The sequence below is a fragment of the Mesorhizobium sp. M2A.F.Ca.ET.043.02.1.1 genome (assembly GCF_003952405.1).
Lineage (GTDB): Bacteria > Pseudomonadota > Alphaproteobacteria > Rhizobiales > Rhizobiaceae > Mesorhizobium.
On sequence record NZ_CP034445.1, the window covers coordinates 3,695,071 to 3,715,905 of the forward strand.

Annotated in this window: 18 protein-coding genes and 1 riboswitch; of the genes, 6 read left to right on the forward strand and 12 right to left on the reverse strand. The window is 63.3% G+C overall.

The window, feature by feature from the left end:
- Nucleotides 1-2: 2 nt before the first annotated feature.
- Nucleotides 3-1,250, reverse strand: coding sequence for an aromatic ring-hydroxylating dioxygenase subunit alpha (locus tag EJ068_RS17755; RefSeq protein WP_127251762.1), 1,248 nt, complete (start codon nucleotides 1,248-1,250; stop codon nucleotides 3-5).
- A 108-nt stretch (nucleotides 1,251-1,358) separates the two neighbouring features.
- A riboswitch (cobalamin riboswitch) is annotated at nucleotides 1,359-1,561 on the reverse strand.
- 493 nt (nucleotides 1,562-2,054) lie between these two features.
- Here EJ068_RS17755 and EJ068_RS17760 point away from each other — a divergent pair.
- Nucleotides 2,055-2,261 carry a DUF680 domain-containing protein gene (locus EJ068_RS17760; protein WP_127386201.1) on the forward strand — a complete coding sequence of 69 codons (207 nt, stop codon included), beginning with the start codon at nucleotides 2,055-2,057 and terminating at the stop codon, nucleotides 2,259-2,261.
- Between the two features lie 69 nt (nucleotides 2,262-2,330).
- Complete coding sequence (locus tag EJ068_RS17765; RefSeq protein WP_127252611.1) at nucleotides 2,331-2,567, forward strand: DUF680 domain-containing protein; 237 nt, start codon at nucleotides 2,331-2,333, stop codon at nucleotides 2,565-2,567.
- A gap of 74 nt (nucleotides 2,568-2,641) precedes the next feature.
- On the opposite strand, the gene ugpC is transcribed toward EJ068_RS17765, so the two are convergent.
- The 5 genes from ugpC to EJ068_RS17790 all read right to left on the reverse strand — a co-directional run bounded on the left by ugpC (nucleotide 2,642) and on the right by EJ068_RS17790 (nucleotide 9,174).
- Entirely contained in the window at nucleotides 2,642-3,754 is a 1,113-nt protein-coding gene (gene ugpC / locus EJ068_RS17770) for a sn-glycerol-3-phosphate ABC transporter ATP-binding protein UgpC (RefSeq protein ID WP_129554677.1), read from the reverse strand.
- Nucleotides 3,755-3,788: 34 nt separating this feature from the next.
- Complete coding sequence (locus EJ068_RS17775; RefSeq protein ID WP_127252609.1) at nucleotides 3,789-5,453, reverse strand: alpha-glucosidase; 1,665 nt, start codon at nucleotides 5,451-5,453, stop codon at nucleotides 3,789-3,791.
- A 4-nt stretch (nucleotides 5,454-5,457) separates the two neighbouring features.
- Nucleotides 5,458-6,612: a carbohydrate ABC transporter permease gene (locus tag EJ068_RS17780; protein ID WP_127252608.1), complete on the reverse strand. Its 1,155-nt coding sequence runs from the start codon at nucleotides 6,610-6,612 to the stop codon at nucleotides 5,458-5,460.
- Between the two features lies 1 nt (nucleotide 6,613).
- Nucleotides 6,614-7,627 carry a sugar ABC transporter permease gene (locus tag EJ068_RS17785; protein WP_126079921.1) on the reverse strand — a complete coding sequence of 338 codons (1,014 nt, stop codon included), beginning with the start codon at nucleotides 7,625-7,627 and terminating at the stop codon, nucleotides 6,614-6,616.
- Nucleotides 7,628-7,818: 191 nt separating this feature from the next.
- Nucleotides 7,819-9,174 carry an ABC transporter substrate-binding protein gene (locus tag EJ068_RS17790; RefSeq protein ID WP_126063161.1) on the reverse strand — a complete coding sequence of 452 codons (1,356 nt, stop codon included), beginning with the start codon at nucleotides 9,172-9,174 and terminating at the stop codon, nucleotides 7,819-7,821.
- A gap of 358 nt (nucleotides 9,175-9,532) precedes the next feature.
- On the opposite strand from EJ068_RS17790, the gene EJ068_RS17795 reads away from it, so the two are divergent.
- Both EJ068_RS17795 and EJ068_RS17800 read left to right on the forward strand, forming a co-directional pair.
- On the forward strand, nucleotides 9,533-10,555 hold the full coding sequence (locus EJ068_RS17795; RefSeq protein ID WP_126079919.1) for a substrate-binding domain-containing protein: 1,023 nt from the start codon (nucleotides 9,533-9,535) through the stop codon (nucleotides 10,553-10,555).
- Between the two features lie 144 nt (nucleotides 10,556-10,699).
- Nucleotides 10,700-12,046, forward strand: a complete 1,347-nt coding sequence (locus EJ068_RS17800; RefSeq protein WP_126079918.1) for an FAD-binding oxidoreductase — start codon at nucleotides 10,700-10,702, stop codon at nucleotides 12,044-12,046.
- A 265-nt stretch (nucleotides 12,047-12,311) separates the two neighbouring features.
- Here the strand turns inward: EJ068_RS17800 and EJ068_RS17805 are convergent, their stop codons facing one another.
- Nucleotides 12,312-13,358, reverse strand: coding sequence for an aldo/keto reductase (locus EJ068_RS17805; RefSeq protein ID WP_126079917.1), 1,047 nt, complete (start codon nucleotides 13,356-13,358; stop codon nucleotides 12,312-12,314).
- 39 nt (nucleotides 13,359-13,397) lie between these two features.
- Here EJ068_RS17805 and EJ068_RS17810 point away from each other — a divergent pair, with 39 nt between their 5' ends.
- Nucleotides 13,398-14,090, forward strand: coding sequence for a TetR/AcrR family transcriptional regulator (locus EJ068_RS17810; protein WP_245463142.1), 693 nt, complete (start codon nucleotides 13,398-13,400; stop codon nucleotides 14,088-14,090).
- Between the two features lie 57 nt (nucleotides 14,091-14,147).
- Here EJ068_RS17810 and EJ068_RS17815 read toward each other — a convergent pair whose 3' ends face one another.
- The 3 genes from EJ068_RS17815 to EJ068_RS17825 are packed head-to-tail and all read right to left on the reverse strand — an operon-like array spanning nucleotide 14,148 to nucleotide 16,868.
- Nucleotides 14,148-15,650, reverse strand: coding sequence for a S8 family serine peptidase (locus tag EJ068_RS17815; protein WP_245463143.1), 1,503 nt, complete (start codon nucleotides 15,648-15,650; stop codon nucleotides 14,148-14,150).
- Nucleotides 15,640-16,305, reverse strand: coding sequence for an anti-sigma factor (locus EJ068_RS17820; RefSeq protein WP_127252606.1), 666 nt, complete (start codon nucleotides 16,303-16,305; stop codon nucleotides 15,640-15,642). The genes EJ068_RS17815 and EJ068_RS17820 overlap by 11 nt, the downstream gene beginning before the upstream one ends.
- On the reverse strand, nucleotides 16,302-16,868 hold the full coding sequence (locus EJ068_RS17825) for a sigma-70 family RNA polymerase sigma factor (protein WP_127252605.1): 567 nt from the start codon (nucleotides 16,866-16,868) through the stop codon (nucleotides 16,302-16,304). Before EJ068_RS17825 ends, EJ068_RS17820 begins: the two co-directional genes overlap by 4 nt.
- A 214-nt stretch (nucleotides 16,869-17,082) precedes the next feature.
- Here EJ068_RS17825 and EJ068_RS17830 point away from each other — a divergent pair, with 214 nt between their 5' ends.
- A complete protein-coding gene (locus EJ068_RS17830) occupies nucleotides 17,083-18,039 on the forward strand; it encodes an IS5 family transposase (RefSeq protein ID WP_129554678.1) in 957 nt (318 codons plus the stop codon).
- Nucleotides 18,040-18,208: 169 nt separating this feature from the next.
- On the opposite strand, the gene EJ068_RS17835 is transcribed toward EJ068_RS17830, so the two are convergent.
- Together EJ068_RS17835 and EJ068_RS17840 are read right to left on the reverse strand one after the other, a co-directional pair.
- Nucleotides 18,209-19,048 (reverse strand): alkaline phosphatase family protein, encoded by an 840-nt coding sequence (locus tag EJ068_RS17835; protein ID WP_127252082.1) that lies wholly within the window; start codon nucleotides 19,046-19,048, stop codon nucleotides 18,209-18,211.
- Nucleotides 19,049-19,130: 82 nt separating this feature from the next.
- A complete protein-coding gene (locus tag EJ068_RS17840) occupies nucleotides 19,131-20,720 on the reverse strand; it encodes an ABC transporter substrate-binding protein (RefSeq protein WP_127252083.1) in 1,590 nt (529 codons plus the stop codon).
- Nucleotides 20,721-20,835: the final 115 nt, after the last annotated feature.

The window sequence follows — 20,835 nt, forward strand, 5'->3', positions numbered from 1 at the left end:
CTTCAGGCGACGCTGCGCAACGCCGGGCGACCGCCTTCGGCAAGGCGCGGACCGATGAAGGAGGCGTACCACTCGACGAACTGGATGACACCGCCCTCATGCAACTCGGAATAGGGACCAGGCTCGTAAGCCGGTGACAGGATGCCGAGCGCGTTTTCCTCGACGATGCGGCGGTCCTGATCGTTGGTCTCGGTCCAGACATGGGTGAGCTCTGCCAGATCGTAGTCGACGCCTTCCACTGCGTCCTTGTGGACCAGCCATTTCGTCGTCACCGCGGTCTCGGTGGCGCTGATCGGCAGCACGCGGAAGGTGACGGCGTGATCGATGAGGATGTGGTTCCACGTGGTCGGGTAATGGTAGTGCATCAACGTGCCGATGCGGTCGGCGGCGACCCCGGCGGACAGGTTTTTCGTCACGGCGCGCTTGCCGCTCATCGTGTAGCTGACGGCGTCGCGCAGCAGCGGCGCGCGCGTTGCGCGGTATTGCCCGGCCGGATCGATCCGGAACCGGCTCGGCAGACCCGCCGCCTCGCATTTCGCCCAGTGCGCAAGCATTTCCGGATCGCTGTCGGCGCCTTGCACACCTGTCACCGTCGGCGCTTCCGGGAAAGTCTTGCACAGTTCTGGATGGTTGCCGGCGCAATGATAGCACTCGCGGTTGTTTTCCCAGACGAGCTTCCAGTTACCCTTTTCGACGATCGTCGATTCGAATGCGACCTTCGCCTCGCTCAGCCGGTGCGGCAGGAGATAGGGTTCGATCATGGCGCGCATCGGCGCGAAGTCGGCGGGCTCCTTTGCCAGGCAGATGAAGATGTAGCCGCCGACGCTCTCGCAGGCGACCGGCTTCAGGCCGAACTGGCTTTTGTCGAACCCTTCCGCCATCTGGCGGGCAAATAGCAGCCGCCCGTCGAGCTCGTAAGTCCACTGATGGTAGGGACAGACCAGCTTGGCGGCGGTGCCCTTGTCGGTGTTGCACACGCGGCTGCCGCGATGCCGGCAGGAGTTGTGGAAAGCGTTGATCCTTCCCTTCTGGTCGCGGACCAGCACCACCGGATAATCGCCGATCTGAACGGTGATGTAGCTGCCTGGTTTCGGCAGCTCGCAATCATGGCCGATGAACAACCAGTCACGATGCCAGATCAGCTCCATATCGAGCTTGAAATAATCGGGATCGGTGTAGAAGGGCTGCTCAAGCGAGTAGCCCTGCTTGCGGCTCTGCAGGAGCCTCAGCATGTCGTTGCGCGCATCCATGTCCTGTCCTCGCATCAAGGACTGAACTGGTGGTGATGGAGAAGAACGACCGCCACCGGCAGGGCCGGGCACGCGCCGTCCGCCTCTTGACCGCCCACCGCGATCAGTCGAGTTCAAAATGTCTCTGGCTGGTTTCCGGGCTTTGGAGTTGCCCTCGCGGGCGGTCGCAACACCTTCCCAGGCCCATGGCCCAGTGGTCTCCCGTTGCGACCTCACTCCACCACCGTTGCGGGGGCAGCGCCGGATTTCGACCGGCTTCCCAATTCTCCGCCTCATCGCGACGAAGCGGCACCTGAGATGGCCTGATCTAACCACGACGGCCGGTTTCCCGTCGGCATGAAAACGACATCGCATCCATACGGCGCGACAATGGGCGGCGTATTCATGGTGCTGAGCCTCGTCTCTTTCGCCACGCCCTCCGGCTCCGGAGGCGCTCCCTGAACGAGATTCGCGAGGGCTCCGATGGTTAACAGTATCAAAAAGTGACTATTAGCAGATTCTAAAATCGAACCGAACGGTTCGTTTCTGTTGACGGTGCGTGCAGAACGTTGTGAACGTTGGCGCTCCGACACACTTGGTGAGCCAACTGCCGAACTCACATAAGTCATTGATTAAATTCGATAAAAATATGGTCATAGGCATGCTTATGAAAACTTCAAGATGCGGATTCATAGTCCAGACGAAAAAACTTCGTGATTGGAATCCGGCGATCGGCTCACCCAAATCAGCGCTGTCCGAACGACGCGATTTCATTCCCAAGACACGCCGCTAGACGGACTGAATAAAGATACTGGAGTAGCAAAAATGAAAAAGATTGTTCTCACTGCCGCCGCCCTTCTGGCAATTTCCGGCAGCGCCTTTGCCGGTAGCGACAATTACAACGCGCAGGCTGCCAACCCGCCGGCCGCCACGGTCGACTCTTCTTACACGGCCTCGGTCCGCAAGTCCGAACCGACTGAACAGAAGCCTGTCACCACGGGCGCCGACCGCAACCTTTTCGGTAACAACTAACAGCCGACTTCGAACGGCGACGGGTTTGCCCGTCGCCTCGGTCGGATCAGGAAATTCAGGAGTACTGAGATGAAAAAGATCATTCTTGCCACCGCGGCTCTCATGGCCGTTTCCTCGGCTGCTTTTGCGGGCAGCGACAATTACGGCAACAGCGGCGTCAACCAGCCGGCTCCCGCCGTGGATACGACCCGCACCTCGTCGATCGGCAACGACTCGCCGGTCTACAAGCTGCTGAATTCGTCGCGCGACGGGCAGAAGTCAGCTCCGCAGCAGGGCAGCGACCGCGACCACTTCGGCAATCGTTAACAGCCGACCGTGATTTGAAATAGGAGCGGCGGGCCGAGGCCCGCCGCTTTTTCTTTGCCGCAGCGGCTCTGCGCTCAGGCCGCCTTCGCTTCTTCGCGATGCAGCGTGAAGGAATGGCCGTCGGCGTCGAAAATATGCAGATCGCCGGCGCTTGCGTTGAGCCGCAGTGTCTCACCGCGCTTGACCTCGACATTGCCCGGCAGCTTGGCGACCAGGGGCAGGTCTGCGCGGCCGATATCGATATAGACGAGCTGAACCTCGCCGAGCTGCTCGATATAGTCGACCTTGCCCTCGAACAGGTAATCGGAACCGGTGGCGATCGCGAGATCCTCCGGCCGCACGCCGAAGCTCACCGCCGCGCCATTCGCCGAGGCAGGCGTCGCGATCGGTACCGTCGCCTTGCGGTCGCCGACATGGCTGAGCACGGTCGGATTGCCGGCCTTCTCGATCTTTGCCGGCAATATGTTCATCGCCGGCGAGCCGATGAACTGGGCGACGAACAGATTGCCGGGGCGCTTGTAGAGTTCCATCGGCGTGCCGACCTGCTCGACGACCCCGTCTTTCAGCACCACGATGCGGTCCGCCAGCGTCATCGCCTCGACCTGGTCGTGCGTCACATAGATCATGGTGGTGTTCGGCATCGATTCCTTGAGCTTGGCAATCTCGATGCGGGTGGCGACGCGCAATGCGGCGTCGAGGTTCGACAGCGGCTCGTCGAACAGGAACACTTTCGGGTTGCGCACGATGGCGCGGCCAATGGCGACGCGTTGGCGCTGGCCGCCCGACATCGCCTTGGGCAGGCGATCGAGATATTTGGTGAGCTGCAGGATTTCCGCCGCCTGCCGCACCCGCTTGTCGATCTCGGCCTTGCTTTCCTTGCCGATCTTCATCGAGAAGGCCATGTTGTCGTAGACGGTCATGTGCGGATAGAGCGCATAGGACTGGAACACCATGGCGATGCCCCGCTTCGACGGTGGCACGTCATTCACCACCTCGCCGTCGATCTTCAGTTCGCCCCCGGTGATCTCCTCGAGCCCGGCGATCGACCGCAGCAAGGTCGACTTGCCGCATCCCGACGGTCCGACGAAGACGATGAACTCGCCCGATTTGATGTCGAGGTCGATGCCGTGGAGAATATTGAGGTTGCCGTATGATTTCCTCACCTGGTTGAGCGTGACATCGGCCATGGTTCTCTCCTTCCGTTGATCTCTATCTGCAAGTTCAGTCGATGCGCCCGAACCAGGCGCCGTATCCGCCGAGGCGGACCGGCCCGCTGCCAGTCTGTCCCGAAAAGCCATGTCCGGGCAAGGGCTTCAGCGAGCCTTGGCCGAGATCGACCTCGGCGGGCTTGCTGCCGAGGTTGAAGGCGCAGACGATCCGCTCATTGCCCTCGCGGCGCGTGAAGGCGACGGTATCGCCATCGCTTTCGATGAAGTCGATATCGCCCTTGCCCAGCGCCGGATGCTGGCGCCGGAAGGCGAGGAAGCGGCGGTAATGCTCGAGCAGCGAGCTTGCGTCGCCCTGCTGCACGTTGACGGCCTGCGACAGGTGCCTGCCAGGCACCGGCAGCCAGGGCTTGGCGGTCGAGAAGCCGCCATTCTTGGCCGCGGCCTCCCACACCATCGGCGTGCGGCAGCCGTCGCGGCCCTTGAACTCCGGCCAGAAGCGGATGCCATAGGGGTCCTGCAGGTCCTCGAACTTCAGCTCCGCTTCGCCAAGGCCGAGTTCCTCGCCCTGGTAGATGCATACCGAGCCGCGCAGCGACATCAGAAGCGCCGAGATCACCTTCAGATAGGCGGTCGGGTCCGTCTCGTTGGCGGCCCAGCGCGAGGCGACCCGCATCACGTCATGGTTGGAGAAAGCCCAGCACGACCAGCCGTCGCTGGCGACCCGGCCGAAGGCCTCCAGCACCGCGCGCACTTTCGCCGCGCTGATCTTTTCCGGCGCCAGGAAGTCGAAGGAATAGCACATGTGCACGCGCTTGCCGTCGGCGGTGTAGGCGGCGACCACTTCCAGGCCGCGCTGAGAGTCACCGACCTCGCCGACGGCGGCCTGTGCCGGATATTCGTCCAGAAGCGCGCGGAAGCGCTCGAGGAAGCCGAGATTTTCCGGCCGACTCTTGTCGTAGATATGGTCCTGGTAGTTGTAGGGATTGACCGCGGGTGCGGTCTGGTCGTTGCGCTGTTCCGGCGGCAGCGGCGGATTGTCCTCCAGCCCCTGGCTGTGGAAATAGAAGTTGATCGTGTCGAGCCGAAAACCGTCGACCCCGCGTTCCAGCCAGAAGCGGGTGATGTCGAGCAGCGCGTCCTGGACTTCTCCATTGTGGAAGTTGAGGTCGGGCTGTTCGGCCAGGAAATTATGCATGTAATATTGCTGGCGGCTGGTGTCCCACTGCCAGGCCGAGCCGCCGAAGATCGACAGCCAGTTGTTGGGCGGCGTGCCGTCCGGCTTGGCGTCGGCCCACACATACCAGTCAGCCTTTGGATTGCTGCGGCTGGAGCGGCTTTCCTTGAACCACGGGTGGATGTCGGCGGTGTGCGACAGCACCTCGTCGATCATCACCTTGAGGCCCAAGCGATGGGCCTCCGCCACCAGCGCGTCGAAATCGGCGAGCGTGCCGAACATCGGGTCGACATCGCAGTAATCCGAGACGTCATAGCCGAAATCCTTCATCGGCGATTTGAAGAAGGGCGAGATCCAGATGGCGTCGACGCCGAGCGAAGCGATGTAGGGCAGACGCTGAACGATGCCCTTCAGATCGCCGATGCCGTCGTCGTTGGAGTCCTGGTAGGAGCGCGGATAGATCTGATAGATCACCGCGCCCCGCCACCAGTCGCGGTCGATCGCAGGGTCTGGTCTCGAAGTCGCCTTCAAAGCCGATTGCATGTCTTCAACCTCCTTTCACCGAGCCGGCAAGCAGCCCGCGGACGAAATAGCGTTGCAGCGAGAAGAACACGATCAGCGGCACGATGATGGTGATGAATGCCGATGTCGTGAGGATCTCCCAATTGCCGCCGCGTGAGCCGAGCAGCGCGTTGAGCTTGGCCGTCAGCACGATCTGATCGGGCGCCGTGCCGAGGAAAACCATCGCCACCAGCAGATCGTTCCATACCCATAGGAACTGGAAGATGGCGAAGGAGGCAAGCACCGGGAACGACAGCGGCAGCACGATCTTGACGAAGATCTCGAAATCGCTGGCGCCGTCGATGCGCGCCGATTCCATGATCTCGCGCGGCAGGCCGGCGATGTAGCTCCTCAGCAGATAGATGGCGAAAGGCAGGCCGAAGCCGGTATGCGCCAGCCAGATGCCGAGATAGGTCTTGGACGGCACGCCGAAGAAGGTGCCGACGCCGTTATAGAGCTTGAGCAGCGGGATGAGCGACATCTGCAGCGGCACGACCAGCAGGCCGATGATGACGGCAATCAGCACCGCCCGGCCGGGAAAGCGCATCCAGGCGAGCGCATAGGCCGCGAAGGCCGCGATCAGGATGGGGATGATCGTTGCCGGAATGGTCACCGTCAGCGAGTTCATGAACGAGCGGCCGATGCCTTCGGAAAAAAGCACCGCATCGTAGTTCTCGGCGGTGAATTTCGGCGGCGCCGAGGAGGCGTAATAGACGCGCTGGCCGCGATCGCCTTCGAATGCCTGCGGCGAGGCGAGCACGAAGCTGCCATCCGCGTTCACCTGCAAGGTGACGCCGTCGCCAAGATCAGCCGCCGTGCCGGCCTTGTATTGCGTCGGCGCCGCCGCCTTGACGCCAAACGCGCTGATGTCGCGCTTGGCGCCGTCGCCGAAGACGTTGCCTTCGATGACATATTTGCCGTCCTTCTGCGTCTGCGCCGAGGCGGCCGGCAGCCGCCCGGCCTCGGTCTGGCTGGAGCTGGCGAAGGAATTCCACCAGCCCGATGCGATGATCTGGTCCTTGTCGCGCAGCGACGAGACGAGAATGCCGAGCGTGGGGATGGTCCAGATGACGACGAAGACCAGCACGGCGATATGAACGCCGAAGCGGCTGACGAACGACTTTCCGGTGGACGCGGCCATCTCAATGCCCTCCCGTCTCTTTGTTGGCCTGGCGGATGTTCCAGACCATGATCGGGATGACCGCGATCATGATGATGATGGCGATGGTCGCGCCGCGGCCGAAATCGCCGCCGCCGCGGAACATCCAGTCGAACATCAGATTGGCCAGCACCTGGCTGTTCCATTGGCCGTTGGTCATGGTCAGCACGATGTCGAACACTTTCAGCACCAGGATGGTGATGGTGGTCCACACCACCGCGATCGTGCCCCAGATCTGCGGCACCATGATTTTCCAGAAGATCTGGAACGGGTTGGCGCCGTCGATGACCGCAGCCTCGAGCGTCTCTTCCGGGATGCCGCGCAGCGCCGACGACAGGATGACCATCGCAAACCCTGTCTGGATCCAGATCAGGATCACCATGAGGAAGAAATTGTTCCAGAACGGCAGCGATATCCACACCTGCGGCTGGCCGCCGAAATACTGGATGATGGCGTTGAGCAGGCCGATCTGCACCTGGCCCTCGCCGCGGTACTCGTAGATGAACTTCCATATCACGCTGGCGCCGACGAAGGAGATGGCGAGCGGCAGGAAGATCAGGCTCTTGGCGATCGTGCCCCACCAGATCTTGTCGGTGAGCACGGCTATGATCAGCCCGAGGAAGGTGCAGGCCGCCGGCACCACCGCCAGCCACAGGATGTTGTTGAGGATCGAGTTGCGGAAATCGTGGTCGCCGAACGCCCACTCGTAATTGGCGAGGCCGACGAAATTCTCGCCGCCGCGATCGAGGAAGGAGAGCCGCAGCGTCTCGATCACCGGGTAGATCAGATAGATGGTGAGGATGATCATCGCCGGGCCGACGAACAGCCAGGGCCGCACCAGGCCCTGGCGGCGCAGATTGTCGACGGCTGCCGCGCCTGAGACGCCGCGCGACGGGAAAACGAGATCGAGCAGTTTGTTGGCGCCCCAGAAATAGGCGACACAGCCGCCGACGCCGATGATGATGACGAATATGGCCGAGAAAATCTGAGCCGCCATGGGTCCCTCTCCCTGCGCATGACCGGCCAGCCGGGGCTGGCGGTCGGATGCACCGATTTTCGGTTTTTCGGAACGATCGAAACGCGAAGGCTTCCGGCGTGGACCGCCGGTCGGATCCGGGCCGTAGCCCGGATCCTGGTGGAGGATGAGGAAAATATCAGGCCGCGCGCGGCGGCCTGTTTGCCGGATGACTACTTGATGGCATCCCAGCTTTTCTGGATGTCGGCGGCGACGTCCTGCGCGGACTTACCGCCGACCAGGTCGATCATGCCGGTCCAGAACGAGCCCGCGCCGACCTTGCCGGGCATCAGGTCGGAGCCGTCGAACCGCACCGTCGTGGCTCCAACGAGGATCTCGCCCTGCTTCTTCAGCGCGTCGCTGCCATAGGCGTCCTTGTTGGCCGCCTTGAACGGGGTGACGAAGCTCTTCTGCGCCATCCACAATTCATGCGCGAGCGGCATCTGCAGGAACTTGATGAACTCGCGCGAGGCTTTGGAGTCCTTGGTGATCATCACCAGCGTTCCGGCCACTTCCAGCGGCGTGCCCAGCTCCGGCTTGGAGGCGTAGGGCGGATAGGGGAAGAAGTCCGCATCCTGGCCGAGCTTCACGTTCTCCGGGAAGAAGGAAGGAATGAACGACGCCTGATGGTGCATGTAGCACTTGGGCGGCACGGTGAAGAGGCCCTTCGGACTGTCGCGGAAGTCCGTCGCCGCGACCGCCTTGGCGCCGCCGTCCACCATCTTGTCGTCGGTGGCGATCTTGCCGAAGATGTCGATGGCGTTGACCACGGCCGGGTCGGTGAACGGGATTTCGTTCTTCGTCCACTTGTCGTAGACTTCCGGCGGCTGCGTGCGCAGCATGATGTCCTCGACCCAGTCGGTCGCCGGCCAGCCCGTGGCGCCGCCCGAACCCAGCCCGATGCACCATGGCTTGCCGCCGTCGGCGACGATCTTCTTTTCGAGATCAGCGAGCTCTTCCTGGGTCTTCGGCACCTTGTAGCCGGCCTCATCGAAATTATCCGGCGAGTACCAGACCAGGCCCTTCACGTCGATCTTGTAGGGGAAGGCATAGAAGCCGGGCTTGCCGTCCTTGCCCGTATAGGTGCCGAGCTTGGCCCAGGAGTCGCCGGCGGCATAGTTTTCCTTGATCCAGGCGGCGACGTCGTCGCCCAGCGGGGTCAGCACGCCCTTGGAGGCGAGATCCTGGATCAGGCCAGGCTGCGGCAGGACGGCGATGTTGGGCGGGCTGCCGGCCTGGGTGTCGATGACGATCTGCTGCTCATAATTCTCGGATGAGGAATATTTGACCTCGGCGCCGGTCGCTTCCTGGAAATAGTCGAGGACCGAGCGCACAAGCGTCTCGTCCTCGCCGCGCCAGGGTCCGAAGATCGTCAGCGTCTCGCCCTTGAGGTCGACCTTCTTGAGGTCGTCGTAGTTCGCCCAGTGGAATTTCGAATCCTCGCCCGGCTTGAACTTCAGTTCGGCATGTGCCGGCAGGCCAAGGGTGAGCGCAGCGAACGCGGCACCCAAGAGAAGCATTTTCTTCATCGCAGTCCTCCCAGTGTTGAGACAGTTCGGACGAAACCTCCATTTCATCCGCAACGCCCACGGAACTGTGACTCAGCGAGAAGGCAACCGCAACCTTTCGAAGAGTGTTCCAAAGCGCTTTGGCTAACTTGATCTCGCCATTGAATCGTCATGAAGTCAAGAGGCTCGTGTTGCTAATCGATTTAAAAAAGGCCGAATGCTTGAAGAAAGTGCAGTGCAGCAAGCTTTTTTGGCGCTGCAGCAGCAATTTTGGCTTCAAACACGGTCGATGCGCCTCTAAGCTCACCTCGTCTGGCGATTGCGCCAGCCATCATCGGGTCGATTAAAATTGAAAGCGCTTTGAGGCTGGAGGCCTCCGATGAACCTCAAGCAACTGTCGCACATGCTGTCGCTTTCGCAGACCACGGTCAGTCGGGCATTGAACGGCTACCCCGAGGTCAGCGAGGAAACCCGGCGCCGGGTGATGGACGCCGCCAAGCGCCACGGCTACCGGCCGAACCCCAGCGCGCGCCGGCTCGCCACCGGCAAGTCGGGCATGATCGGCTATGTGCTGCCGACGGGCGCCGCCGTCGACATCGATCCGCATTTCGTCGAATTCCTCTCCGGCCTCGGCGACTATGCCCGGTCGCACGAACTCGACCTGGTGCTGTCGCCCGCTGATGCCGACGATGAGGAGACCACCTACCGCCGCATCGTCGCCAACCGGCAGGTCGACGCCGTCTACATCTCCTCGCCGCGTCCGGCCGACCGGCGGCTGGCCCTGGTCAATACGCTGGGCATACCCTTCATTGCCCATGGCCGCAGCGAAGGTTTGGATTTCGATTATCCCTATCTCGACATCGACAATGAGGGCGCCTTCCACGAGGCGGCGCGGCTGCTGCTTCAGCTCGGCCACAAGCGCCTGGCGCTGATCAACGGCAATGAGCGCGAGACCTTCGCCATCCACCGCGAGCGCGGCATGCGCCGGGCGCTTGTCGCGAGCGGGATGACGCTCGGCGAGCGTCTCATCCGCTCGGTGACCATGACCGAGGAAAACGGTTATCGCGCCGCCCGCCGCCTGCTTGAGGACAGTGAGCCGCCGACGGCGATCGTCTGCTCCAGTCTGATCATGGCGCTGGGCGTCGTGCGCGCCGTGCGCGATCTTGGCCTGACGATACCGGGCGACCTGTCGCTGATCGCCCATGACGACGTCTTCCCATGGCTGCGGCCGGAAAATTTCCCGGTGCCTTTGTCGACGACGCGCTCCTCGATCCGCCTTGCCGGCGCGCGCGTCGCCGAGCGGCTGGCGGCGCGCATATCGGGACTGGAAGAGGGCGCGCGCGGCGAGGTGTGGCCGGTGGATCTGGTGGTGCGGGGATCGGTGGCAGGGGCGCCGGTCTAGGGCAGGATCCAACAGCCTAGCCAGCCGCCGCCTTTCGGGCTGTTTTTACCTCGTGGGACAACGATCCGCCTTCGCCTGCTCCTGATCTTGGACGGCAACAACCGGTAAGCCTGGACCGTCAACCGATCCTTCAGGGTGCGCCATTTGCCCACATTCCCGTTCACCGAAGCGGATCCAATCCAGTACCCTGGGCCGCCGCCGAAGACTTCGGAAGTGATGATCGTCGGTGGCGGTGTCATCGGCGTAACGACGGCGCTTTTCCTTGCCGCCCGCAACATTCCGGTGACGCTGCTGGAAAAGGGCCGCGTCGCTGCCGAGCAGTCCTCGCGAAATTGGGGCTGGATCAGAAAGCAGGGACGGGACGCGGACGAACTGCCGATCGTTATCGAGGCTATCCGCCTGTGGCGGCAACTGGCCGACGAAAGCGGCGAGGACATCGGGCTCACCCAGACAGGCGTGACCTATCTGGCCAACACCGAAAAGGACATGGCCGGCTTCGAAGCGTTCATGAAGATCGCCGCGATCCATGGGCTCGACACACGTCTCCTGGATGCGGACGAAACCGCGAAGCTCATCACCGGCATGTCGCGCAGATTCAAGGGCGCGATGACGACGCCCTCCGACATGCGCGCGGAACCCTGGCTGGCGGTGCCGGCGCTGGCCCGGCTTGCCGCGCGAAAAGGCGCCAGGATCGTCGAGAATTGCGCGGCGCGCACCCTCGACATCGAGGCCGGCAGGATCAGGGGCGTGTGGACCGAGGCGGGATATATCGAGACCTCCACCGTGCTGGTCGCGGGCGGCGCCTGGTCGTCCCTGTTCCTGGCGCGGCACGGCGTGTCCATCCCCCAGCTCAGCGTCCGGGTAACCGTAGCCGCGACCGAGCCCTTGCCCGAGATCTATGCAGGCGCGGCCGCCGACGACCACATCGCTTTCCGGCGCAGACAGGACGGCGGATACACGCTCGCCGGCGGCGGCAGCCATTTGCTTTACCTCGGGCCTGACGCATTTCGGCATGCCACCAAATATATCCCCGCCCTCAGGAACGATCCGTTCGGAGCGCGCTATTTCCCGTTCGCGCCGTCAGGCTACCCGGACGGCTGGTCGACGCCGCGCGATTGGGCGCCGGATGAAGAGAGTCCCTTCGAGAGAATGCGGGTGCTCAACCCGGCCCCCGAACCGGCCCGGCTGCGCGCGACAGAGCGCAATTTCAAACAGCTTTTTCCCCAGTTCGAGAAAGCGCGCTTGAAGGTCGGCTGGGGCGGCATGATCGACGCCATGCCCGATGTCGTCCCTGTCGTCGATCGGGTCCAGGCGATCGGCGGTCTCTTCGTGGCGACCGGAATGAGCGGCCACGGCTTCGGCATCGGGCCCGGCATGGGCCGCGTCGTCTCCGACATGATCCAGGGAAACGACACCGGCCACGACCTCAGCCGCTTCCGGCTGCCGCGCTTCTATGACGGAAGCCCGGTACGGTTGGGTCCGGCTCTGTAAGCGCATGTGGCCGAGGATCAATCCTTGGCAGCCTCCGCCGCCTTATTTCAAGCAGGCCGTAGCCGTCGCAGGTTGTCCCTGATGACGTCTTCCCGGGGCCGCGGCTGGAGAATTCCAGGTGCCGCTGTCCGCCTCGTGCTCCGGCTCGCCGGCGCGCGGCGTGTCGCCAAGGGTGTCTGGCGGCGCGCATCTGGTGGTGCGAGGGTCAGTGGCTGGGGGCGCCGGCCCGGGAATCCAAGCCGGCGCGGAGGCGCTGGCGGATACCTCAGGCGACTGCTTCGGCCGGCGCGTCGAAGCGGTCGGCCTTGCCACCCGTGAAGCCCTGCCTGGTCTCGGGATCATTGAGCACCGTGTAGGGGAAGATCGGTCGCGTCGCGCTCACCTCATCAAGGCGTGCAATTTGCTCCGGCGACAACGTTACTTTTGCCGCAGCCAGGTTGTTTTCGAGCTGAGCCAGCGTGCGTGGTCCGATGATCGGGAGCGAGCCCTTGGCCGCAACCCAGGCGATGGCGATTTCACTGGGCGTGACTCCGGCGTCCTTCGCAACCGCGATCAGGGTGTCGAGGATGGCAGTACGCTGCGCGGAATCTTCGGCTTGGAATACCCTGCCGCCGAAACCCTCCGCGCGGCCTTTCTCGCCTTTGCGGTACTTTCCGGTCAACATGCCGCCGCCAAGCGGTGACCAGGCCACGATGCCGAGGCCGAGCGCTTGCCCTGCAGGCAGGAGTTCCAGTTCGGTCGTTCGCTCGACGAGGCTGTGCTCCACCTGAAGACCTGCAATAGGGGCGGCTCCGCGCAATTCCGCAATGGTGACGGCCCTCGCCGCCCGCCAGGCGGGAAAGTCGGAAAGACCCGCATAAAGGATCTTGCCGGCCTGGACTAGATCGTCAAAGCCGCGCACGACTTCTTCGACCGGGGTGACTCCGTCCGACATGTGAGCCCAATAGAGATCGATGCGATCGGTTTTGAGCCGCCTGAGGCTCGCCTCGACCGATGAGACCATGGCCTTGCGGCTATTGCCCGTGACCAGAATACCGGCCGCGGGGTCCGTCCGCATGGTGAATTTGGTGGCCAACACGAAATCGTCGCGCCGCCCAGCCAGCAGATCGCCCAGGATTTCCTCGGATTGACCGAACTGATAGCCGTTGGCCGTATCGATGAAGTTGCCGCCGGCGTCCGCATAGGCGTCGAAGATGCGACGGGCCTCCTCGGGCTCAGCGCCATGTCCCCAGCCCGTCCCGAAGCTACCGGTCCCGAGCACCAGTTCGGAGACCCGAAGTCCCGTGTGCTTCCCGAAAAGTCTGTAACGCATGCCTGTTTCTCCATTGGTTGCGATCGCAATCAAAAAGCGATGTCCGGCATCTATTTGACTTTGGTGGCGATCGCAACTAAAAAATTCGTGACATTGGTCTGGAAGCTGGAAATGCGTGTTTCGAAGGAAAAAGCTGCGGAGAACCGGCACGCTCTGTTGCAGGCGGCGAGCAGGCTGTTCCGTAAACGGGGAATAGACGGCGTCGGCGTAGCGGAAGTCGCCAAGGAGGCCGGACTGACGCATGGAGCGCTCTATGCACATTTCTCGTCGAAGGATGAGCTGGCGGCGGCTGCGTTTTCCCATGGCTTCGCGGGAAACATGGCTGATACCCGGGCTTGGGCGGGTGATCGCAGTCCCACCTTCGAGGAATACCTCGCTGGATATCTTTCAGCGGATATGCGCGACAGAGTCGAGACGGCTTGTCCGATGGCCGCTTCCGCAAGTGAAGTTGGGCGGCAGGACAGCGCCGTCAGCGCCAGCTTTACGCGTGCATTTGAGGAAATGGCAGCGACGCTTCAACGTTCGCTTGAGACGACGATTCCCGCGTCTGAGAGACGCCGTCTCGCCGTTGCTGCCGTCGCTGCCGAAATCGGCGCTATCGCAGCATCTCGCGCCATCGCAAAAACAGATGTGGCGCTGGCGGACGAGGTGCTTCGGGCCGTTCGGGAGACGCTCGGCCTTGCTCACAAAGCACAAGCAACTGGCGTCGAGCAGGCCGCCGCATCAGTATAAGCGCGGTATCGGGAACCCGGCAGCCAATTTATTGACGGGCCTGCCACCTTAAACTCACTACTTCGCCGCCTCGGCCGCCTTTGTATCGATCAACCCATAACCAAAGTCATTGTCCCGCCCCTTGGGCCCGAGATCCTTCGCCGTTGCCGCCAGTGCCTTCTCGATATCGTCGGCCGAGCGTTTCGGCGCGGCGTGGATCAGATTGGCGATGGCGCCGGACACGATCGCGGCGGCGAAGGATGTGCCGGTCACCACGTCGGAGCCGGCGCCGCTCGGCGCCACCATCTCGACGCCCGGCGCCGAGATGAAGACATAGGCGCCGCGATTGGCCTGCGGCATCAGTCCGTCCTTGGCGTCGGTGGCGGTCACCGCGATCACGCCGTCGAAGGCGGCCGGGTAGCCATAGGGCGCCTTCGGGCCGTTGTTGCCGGCGGCCGCCACCAGCACCATGCCCAGTGCTCGCGCGTTGCGGCAGGCGGTGCCGAGCAGGTCGTTCTTCGGGCCGACGAAGCTCATATTGATGATGCGCACATTCTGCTCAGCCGCCCAGTCGAGCGCCGACAGGATGACGTCCATGGTCGACTTGCCGCCCTCGAAGGCGCGCGCGTGATAGATCTTGGCGCCCGGCGCCATGCCTTCCAGCGGCCCGACGCCAGCGATCAGCCCGTCGACCGAGGTGCCGTGGTCGCGCTTCTCGATCGGCACGTGGGGCATGGCGTCATATTGGTCAGCAATGACGCCCTTAAGCGCCGGGTTGGTGTCGTCGATGCCGGTGTCGATGACGGCGACCCGCACATTCTCGCCGCTCGCCTGTTTTGAATCGAGCGCGATGCGGTCGAAGGCATAGTTCACGATGCCGGCCGCCTGTTGCAGCGTGTAGATATGGTTCGGCTCGCGCCGTTGTGTGCGGCCGTCGGCGGCAAGCTGCGCCAGCACCACGCCGACGGGCCGCCCGTCGGTGATGCCGAAGCGCACCAACGTCGAACCAAGCAGCCGCGACTGGCGCTGCGAGCGCACCTGCAAGCCGAAGGAATTGGCGATCTGCTGAACCACGCCGGCATCGCCGTCGACCGTCACCAGCACCTCGTCGGGCACGAATTCGCCGGCGACGGCGCGCGGCGGCTCCGCCAGGTTGAGGCCTTGCGGCACGGTGACCGGACCGCTCGGCGCCGGAGCGGGTGGCGGGGTGTTGCCGGAACCATTCGATGACGATGCGCCGTTGGACGGCGCCGGCATTTGCGGGGCAGCGCCTGCCGGTGGGTTCGGAAAGAGATCGACGATCAGCGCCGGCAGGAACACCGCGCCGCTCGCAGTGCCTGGCGTTCCTTCGCCATTCTTGGCGCCGCCGTCCTTGTCGCAGTCGCTGCCTGCCGTTGTCGTGCGGTTCAGGCAGTCCACCTGCTTCTGCGTCAGATTGGGATCGTTGGTCTGCGCGAACGCAGGCGCGGCGACAAAAGCCGCCGCCGCAAGGAGCGCCGCACGAAGAATGATCCTTGGTCCCGACGCAATTCCGGACGGAAAACCGCGGCGCACTTTTCCTGGAATTGCCTTAGCCGCCATCGGCCGGTTTCCTTCCCTGGATCACAGTATCCGCGAAAGGCTGGGCGGCAACAAGGCCGACGAGCCTGTCGTAGTCGGCCGCCGTGCTGGCCGGGATGGTCAGGTGGAACACGTCGTCGGCGGTCGGTCCGCCGGCGATTTTCAGTCCGTTCTGGCCGAGGAAGGCGGCGATCTCGGCCATCTTGGCATCCGGCTTGAACTTGACCAGGGCGAAAGGCAGCTTCGCCAGATCGTCCTCGGCGCCGGCCACCTCGAAATCGTTGCCCTTGCCGCCCGGCCGTTCGAAGGACTGCACGATGACCAACGCCAGCAGCGCAGCGGCCGCCGCCCAGGCGACGCCGGCCGGCATCGCCGTCACCCGGCCGAAGACTTTCGCCAGCCAGGATTGGCCGGGCGCGCGCACGGGGCCGGTCTCGGCGTCGAGCGTCCTGGTAAAACGGCTGAGTGCATCGGCTGGCGGGCGGATCGCCTCGTTGGCGGCGGCGGTGCCGGAGAATTCGGCTTCCGCTTCACCAAGGGCGGCCATCGCCGCCGGATCGGTGGCCAGCCATTCCTCGACGGCCTCCAGCTCGGCGCCTTCCAGCGAGCCGTTCAGATAGAACGGCAGCAGCGTCTCCATCTCGTCGCGGCGCGACATCTTTTCAGCGGCGCTCATGGCCACCCCCTGTCGTAACCGGCGGCCTTGAGGGCTTCGCCGAGTTTCTTGCGGGCGTAGAACATTCTGGTCTTGACGGTCGCGACTGGAATGCCGAGCACCTCGGCAATCTCGGTCACCGACTGGCCATGGTAATAGGCAAGGTCGATCACCGTGCGATGTTCTTCGGCCAGGGCATCGACGAAACGGCGCAAGGCGGCGGCCTTGTCTTCCTTCATGGTGACGACTTCCGGCGTGTCGGCGCTGTCGGGGACCTGCGCCGCGTCATCGTCGTCGACCCAGTCTTCCTTCTTCTTGCGCAGCGAAGACAGCGCCTTGAAGCGGGCGATGCCGAGCAGCCAGGTCGAGACTTCAGAGCGGCCCTCGAAGCCGGGCGCCTGCTTCCACAGCTCCAGAAAAACCTCGTTTGCGATATCGTCGGCCATCATTTCCGATCCCGTCTGGCGCGCCACGAAGCGGTAGATCCGCGCGTGGTGACGCATGAACAGGAGCCGAACGGCGGCCCGGTCGCCCTTCGCGACCCGGTCTACAAGCGCGCGATCGGTTTCCGTCGCCGCATTCATGGCCGGTCGAGCCGCCTGGCTCCTCGAAGCTCTGTCGCTGATCGGTCCAAAAAGGTTCACCCTCCGCCAAGGATTTTCGGAGGCTAACCGAAGAAACGGAGCGTTGCCAGAGGCGCGAGGTTTCCCCTTCTCCCCTTGTGGGGGCTTTGCACGGAACTGAGTTGGTGATTCCGTATGTCCGGCATGAAGGGGAGATGATTCGGATGTCGATCGCGTGCTTGGACAACTGAGCCTTGCGGATGGGCTGGTGTGGTCGGATGTGACGGAGCTTGACCAGATCTCGCGAGTGATCGACTGGGTGCCGATCAAGGCGCTTCTTGGTCAGCGCAGCGGACCAGGACGGGGCAATATTAGCTATCCGGCCGAGGCCTTGCTGCGCTGTCTGCTGCTTGGCGTGTGGAACAATCTCAGCGATCCTTCGCTGGAGGCACAACTGCGCGACCGGCTGTCGTTCCGCCGCTTTGCCGGTTTCAGCCTGTCGGACCCCACGCCGGACCATTCGACGTTGTGGCGTTTCCGCGAGGAGCTGAAGTGCGATGGGCTGATCGACCGGGTGTTTTATGAGATCACGCGGCAGCTTGAGCAGAAGGGGCTGATCGTCAAGCGCGGCACGTTGATTGATGCCTCCTTCATGCAGGCCGCCGCGCGCCCGCCGGCGAAGCCGGAGGCGACGGCGCGGCCATCGGTTGATGGCGAGGCACGTTGGGGACGCAAGGGCAACAAGACCGTGTTCGGCTATAAGGTGCACAACGGCGTCGACGATGCTCATACGCTGATCCGGCGCATGGACTTCACGGATGCATCGGTCACCGATACCGAGCCGGCCGACGGCCTGATCATCGGGGACGAGAAGGCGGCCTATGGCGACCAAGCCTACTACACCCATGCCCGCCATGCCCGGCTGAAGCAGGCCGGCATCAAGGACCGGCTGATGCACAGAGCCAACAAGCACCATCCGCTGACGCCGCGTCAGAAGCAGCGCAACCGGCTGATCTCGAAGGTGCGGGCGGCAGTGGAGCGGCCGTTTGCAGTGTTCAAACAGCGCTACGGCATGCGGCGACTGCGCTTCTTCAACCTTGCGACCAACCGGACGCAGTGCATGCTTGCCGGCTGCGGCTACAATCTGCAAAGAGCGGCCGCAGTCCTCTTCCCAAAGAGGAAGCCGGCATGAGGCGCAGTCCGCCCAAAATCCACTGCCATGGCGGCCTGAGGCCCCAAGAGCGAGGCAAAATAACCCGCCAAAGCGGCCAGAGCGCCTTTCAAAAAACGCCCATCCGCCTCGTGCGCTAAATATCGACTCCCATGCAAAACCCTCACAAGGGGAGAAGGAAAGGCGGCGCTTACCCCAAAAACACCTTCGCCTTCATCGTCTCCGGTATCGCCACGCCAAGCCGGCTCAGCACCGTCGGCGCGAGCTGCAGCTGGTCGAGCAGCGTGTCGGCCTCGGGGCCTTTCGCGGGCCCGAAATAATAGAGCGCGAAATCCTGCATCTCGTCGTCATGGCCGCCATGGTGGCCGCGGTCGGTCTGGCCGTGGTCGGCCGTCACGATCACTTCATAACCGGCTTCGCGCCATCGCGGCAGGAAGGCGGCGAGCATGCCGTCCATGGCGTAGCAGGCATGGTCCATCTCGATGCAGTCATGGCCGAAGCGATGTCCCATCGAATCCAGCGTGCAGGTGTGCAGGATGCCGTAGTCGATGCCGTGTCGCTTCGCCAGCATGGTCAGCGTCGCGAACAGGTCGATGTCGCTCGGCGTCATCTGGTTCTTGAGATTGTAGCCGGTCATGGTGTGGAAGCGGCCATGCGTGATCGGCCCGCTTGGATCGTCGAACTCCATGTCCTCGACAAGGTCGAACGGAAAGCTGCGGAAGAATTCCGACCAATAGGAATGGGTCACCGCACCCGTCCTGCCGCCGGCCTTGCTGACCTCCGAGAAGATGTCGGGCTGCGTGACGCGAAAGCGATTCTCGTTGGAAAGAATGCCATGCACCTGCGGCGAAACACCGGTGTGGATCGAGGCGTAGCAGCAGGCCGAGGTCGAGGGCAGCACCGAGCGCATCTTCCACGCCTGCGCCTCGCCCGACTGCGTCCAGCCCTCGAGATTGCCCATCAGCCGGCGCCAGTTCCGGTAGGGCACGCCGTCGAGGATGATGAGCAGCAGTTTGGATTTGAGCGCCACGGACAGCTTCCTATGATTGTCGGTCTAAACAAGAACGCCGCGCGTCCCGGGGACACGCGGCGTTCGAAGAATTATACTGATATCAGGCGTTCAGCCAGCATTCGCAGAGCGCGTAGCCGTCCATCATCTCGCCATTTGGGTTCTTGGCGTAGCCGCTGATCTTCTTGGTGTTGGCAGCGTCGACGAACTGGTTGAAGAACGGCACGATCAGGCCGCCTTCGTCGCGCATCAGCATCGCCATGTCGCGATAGATCGCCTTGCGCTTGGCCTGGTCCAACTCGGCGCGCGCGGCATAGAGCATCTTGTCGAATTCGGGCCGCTTGAAGCGTGTGTCGTTCCAGTCGGCGGTTGACAGATAGCCGGTGGAATACATCTGGCCTTGCGTCGGCCGCCCGCCCCAATAGGAGAGCGAGAAGGGCTGCTTGTTCCACACCTCCGACCAGTAACCGTCGCCCGGCTCGCGCTTGATCTCTATTTTGATGCCGGCCTTGGCGCAGGACTGCTGGTAGAGTTGCGCCGCGTCGACCGCGCCGGGGAAGGCGACGTCCGAGGTGCGCAGCAGGATCGAGCCGCTGTGGCCCGATTTCTTGTAGGCGGCTGCCGCTTTTTCCGGATCGAACTTGCGTTGCTCGATATCGGCGGAGAAAAGCGGGTAGGCTTCGTTGATCGGGAAGTCGTTGCCGACCGAGCCATAGCCGCGCAGGATCTTGTCGAGCATCTCCTCGCGGTCCATGGCAAGCTTCAGCGCCATGCGGAGGTCGTTGTTGTCGAAGGGCGCGGTGTCGCAGAACATGTTGAACGGGTAGTAGCCGCGCCCCGACACGTTCTCGACGCTGACGCCCGGCATGCGTTTCACCAGATCGACCACCTTGGGCTCGACGCGGTTGATGAGATGCACCTGGCCGCCCTGCAGCGCCGCGAGCCGGGCCGTCGGATCGTTGATCACGACAATCTCGATCTGGTCGGCATGGCCGGCCTTGTCGCCGCGCCAGTAATTGGCGAAGCGCTCGCCGCCATGCTTCACGCCGGGCTGGTTGACGGCGACCTTGTACGGCCCGGCGCTGACGCCGGCATTCGGGTTGTCCTTGCCGCCATTCGGCTGGATCACCAGGTGGTAGTCGGCCATCAGATAGGGGAAGTCGGCGTCGGCGTCGCCGAGCGTCACCACCACCTCCTTGCCGTCGGCCTTGATGGTCTTGATGTTCTTCAAAATGCCGAGCGCGCCGGATTTCGACTTCTCATCGGCGTGGCGCTCGAGCGTGGCGACGACATCTTCAGCCGTCACCGTCTTGCCGTTGTGGAATTCGACGCCGTCGTGGATTTTCATCGTCCAGGTCTTGGCGTCGGCCGAGGCGCCGATCTCCTCGGCGATCAGGTTCTCGACGCCTCCCTCGGGCGTTAGCCGGACAAGGAATTCGCCCCACTGCTTACAGAAGTTGAAAGTGACCTGGCTGAGGTTCAGCGCCGGGTCGAGGCTGTTGGTCGATTCACCCCCCTGCAGGCCGGCCTTGATGATGCCGCCCTTCACCGGGGTCGCGGCGAAAGCCTTGCCGGCCAGCGTCGTCGCCAGCGCCGCCGAGGCGCCGAGCGCGGCCGCGCGGCCGAGGAAATCGCGCCGCGATATCCTGCCCTTGCCGGCGAGTTCGGCGAGATGATCGAGTTCCGTATGCATGTCCTGCCCCCTTGTTCGAGATTGATTCCGGTGCGGGTTCTATCCGCCCGCGGCGATCTTTCCCCTTCCCTGTTGCGGCCGCATGACAAAAGTGCTTGGGTCGACTTTTGGCAGG